Raw genomic sequence first — 2736 nt, 5'->3', positions numbered from 1 at the left:
CAGACAAGACTGGCGGTAAAAGTGAACGGCTCTCCGTATTAACGGATGCGGAGAAATTTGCACTGTACGGACTACCCGATTTTGATGAAGGGCAGCAACGGGAGTTTTTGTCACTTTCCGCAGGTGAATTGGAGCTCGCAACCAGCCGCCCCGGTTTACGGGCCCAGGTTTACTGCATTTTGCAGATCGGTTATTTCAAAGCCAAGCACGCCTTCTTTCGCTTTTCTCCGCAGCAGGTTGAAAGTGATTACGCTTTTGTGCTGCAGCATTACTTTCGTGATGCCTCCCCGGCGGACAGATCCGTGGCCGATCATGAATACTATGCACAGCGTAAGTTAATCACGGAGTTCTTTGATTATCGACTGTGGTCAGGAAATGTTAATTGTAACGGCTCGCAATCGTAATCACATGGACTCGCAATCAGCGCGATTTTGAGCTCAGATTAACTGACAATGAAAATCCTCCCTGGCTCACATTAAGTGACAATGAGCTCGCATTTACTTTCTCCGGCTCAACATCCATTTCCCCCGGCTCACAATAACTGCAAATGAAAAACGTCATATTGGTAGCCCCCACTGCCAGCATTCTATTTTCCAGTTCGGCTGGCCTCAGACATCTATTCATACTGGTTAAAAATTGTCGTTTGGGTTTGATTAACGTTTACCTACGTATAATCTCAGCAATTGGAGTTAACTCAGTAACCAGGAGAAAATAATGGAACAAAACCAACCTGCACAACCTTCACGCCGGACAATCCTGAAACAAACACTGGCGATTTCCGCCTTGTCTGTCACTGGACTTGCAGCCTTATCGGTACCATCCATCTCTTTTGCCGCATCACTGAGTAAAGAAGAACGTGACGGTATGACCCCAGATGCAGTGATTGAACATTTTAAACAGGGAAACTTACGTTTCCGAGAAAATCGCCCGGCAAAACATGATTACCTGGCACAAAAGCGTAACAGTATTGCGGGTCAGTATCCTGCAGCGGTTATCCTTAGCTGCATTGACTCACGCGCACCGGCAGAAATTGTACTGGATGCAGGGATCGGTGAAACGTTTAACTCCCGTGTTGCAGGGAATATCAGTAATCGCGATATGTTGGGTAGCATGGAGTTTGCCTGTGCTGTTGCCGGCGCGAAAGTGGTGTTGGTTATGGGACATACACGCTGTGGTGCGGTACGTGGCGCCATTGATAATGCTGAACTGGGTAACCTGACTGGCCTGCTGGATGAAATTAAACCCGCGATTGCAAAAACGGAGTACAGCGGCGAGCGTAAAGGTAGCAATTATGATTTTGTCGATGCGGTGGCACGAAAAAATGTCGAGCTGACCATCGAAAACATCCGCAAAAATAGCCCGGTACTGAAACAACTGGAAGACCAGAAGAAAATTAAAATTGTTGGCAGCATGTATCATCTTACTGGCGGTAAGGTTGAATTTTTCACAGTGTAACTGCTCGTATTCTCAAATGCTCGGACTAGCAGTCATTTTGGAGTCACATTAAGCAATAATGGCATTTTCCCTTTGATGCCCTCATCTGTCTTCTTTTGGTACACTCCAGCAAGACGGAACGATAAGACACTTTCCGCGTATTGTAAGGGTTGAGGCGAAACTTATGAGACAGCAACTAACGAGCATCTAGATCCAAAAGAGACGATTTTTTCATTTGCAGATAATTTGAGCCAGAAATTGTGCTGATTGCGAGCCCACGTGATTTCAAACGCGAGCCGTTACAACTAGGGGCTGGTTTGGGTATCGAAAATTATTGGGCTAGTAAAACTTAATTACTGTGGGTCGATTAAGTTAGTTAATTTAAAAATAACTTCTTTCAATAATCCATCTTCCGCCACTGTTTCGAATGTTGCACCCCTTTTGTTTAAATCCAATGCACGAACCTGATGGCACAGAACGACACCTCGAAGGTCTCCCCGTTCTGTGTCTATTGGACCAACAGTAACAGTAACTCCTGCAGATCTTGCGGTTTCCGCAGCCGTCGATATAGGACAACAAATGGCTACGCCAAGCACGCCATTAAGTTCTTCTACTGTAACTACTATGCAATAGTGTTTGTCTTTAAGCTCGCGGCCGACAATGGGATTTGGATCAAAATGCCAAATATCCCCGCGCTTCGGTATCCTTCCCTCTGTCATCACCAATATTCCTTACCAACAGATTCCATGCTGGCGAAATCCTTCACATCTCCATTTAATGCAACAATTTCTTGCTGGTCAATCTGGCCTAACAACTCTGCCACGGAATATGCACCACGTGGATTGTGTGTGGCAGGAGCAAGATTTAATTCAGAACCTTGGCGTTTGACTGTTATTTCAGTGCCTACTGCCCAGCCAGCTGCCGCTGCGTAATCCCGAGGTATAGTCACGATCATGGCGCCGCCTTGTTGGCGAACTTTCACAGTTTGCATAGTTTCCCCTTGGTTGTGCTACTTAGTAGAACTATAGTAGCACTTTGTGTTACTAGAGCAACGAGATTTTTAAGCGGTAGATAAAAAAACAAGCAAGGCGCGTTAGTGTTTGTTTTTCCTATTTCTTTTTCTAAAGAAGACATCTCTATATTACATATATTTTTTTTCTTTTCTTTTTAGGCAGATAAAGGTCATGCAATACAGTGATATATGTTTATTTCCCCCGACAGATTTAATGCGGTTCTGTCGCATTAATGACATCAGGTCAGTAAAAATTGAATTGCCTGTTTTTCAGGCAGTCATCAGATAAA

General features: G+C 44.8%; 3 protein-coding genes and 1 pseudogene. 2 read left to right on the top strand and 2 right to left on the bottom strand.

Annotation, left to right across the window (positions count from 1 at the left end; genetic code table 11):
• Positions 1-62: 62 nt before the first annotated feature.
• Positions 63-368, top strand: a pseudogene (locus J8X26_RS26895) (DUF4158 domain-containing protein); the annotation flags it as partial.
• Positions 369-714: 346 nt separating this feature from the next.
• Complete coding sequence (locus J8X26_RS26890) at positions 715-1455, top strand: carbonic anhydrase (protein ID WP_208952575.1); 741 nt, start codon at positions 715-717, stop codon at positions 1453-1455.
• A gap of 332 nt (positions 1456-1787) precedes the next feature.
• On the opposite strand, the gene J8X26_RS26885 is transcribed toward J8X26_RS26890, so the two are convergent.
• Complete coding sequence (locus J8X26_RS26885; RefSeq protein WP_208952577.1) at positions 1788-2153, bottom strand: type II toxin-antitoxin system PemK/MazF family toxin; 366 nt, start codon at positions 2151-2153, stop codon at positions 1788-1790.
• Positions 2153-2425: an antitoxin gene (locus J8X26_RS26880; protein WP_208952574.1), complete on the bottom strand. Its 273-nt coding sequence runs from the start codon at positions 2423-2425 to the stop codon at positions 2153-2155. The genes J8X26_RS26885 and J8X26_RS26880 overlap by 1 nt, the downstream gene beginning before the upstream one ends.
• Between the last annotated feature and the right edge of the window lie 311 nt (positions 2426-2736).

The organism is Rahnella sp. ChDrAdgB13 (assembly GCF_017655185.1).
In the GTDB taxonomy this organism is placed as follows: Bacteria; Pseudomonadota; Gammaproteobacteria; order Enterobacterales; family Enterobacteriaceae; genus Rahnella; species Rahnella contaminans.
The sequence above is the reverse complement of the archived record's forward strand: the minus strand, read 5'-3'. Positions and strand labels throughout refer to the sequence as shown.

Bases quoted from the DNA above. Each gene is read 5' to 3' on its own strand.
- J8X26_RS26890 (WP_208952575.1), top strand. From the start codon at position 715: ATGGAACAAAACCAACCTGCACAACCTTCACGCCGGACAATCCTGAAA.
- J8X26_RS26880 (WP_208952574.1), bottom strand. From the start codon at position 2,425: ATGCAAACTGTGAAAGTTCGCCAACAAGGCGGCGCCATGATCGTGACT.
- J8X26_RS26885 (WP_208952577.1), bottom strand. From the start codon at position 2,153: ATGACAGAGGGAAGGATACCGAAGCGCGGGGATATTTGGCATTTTGAT.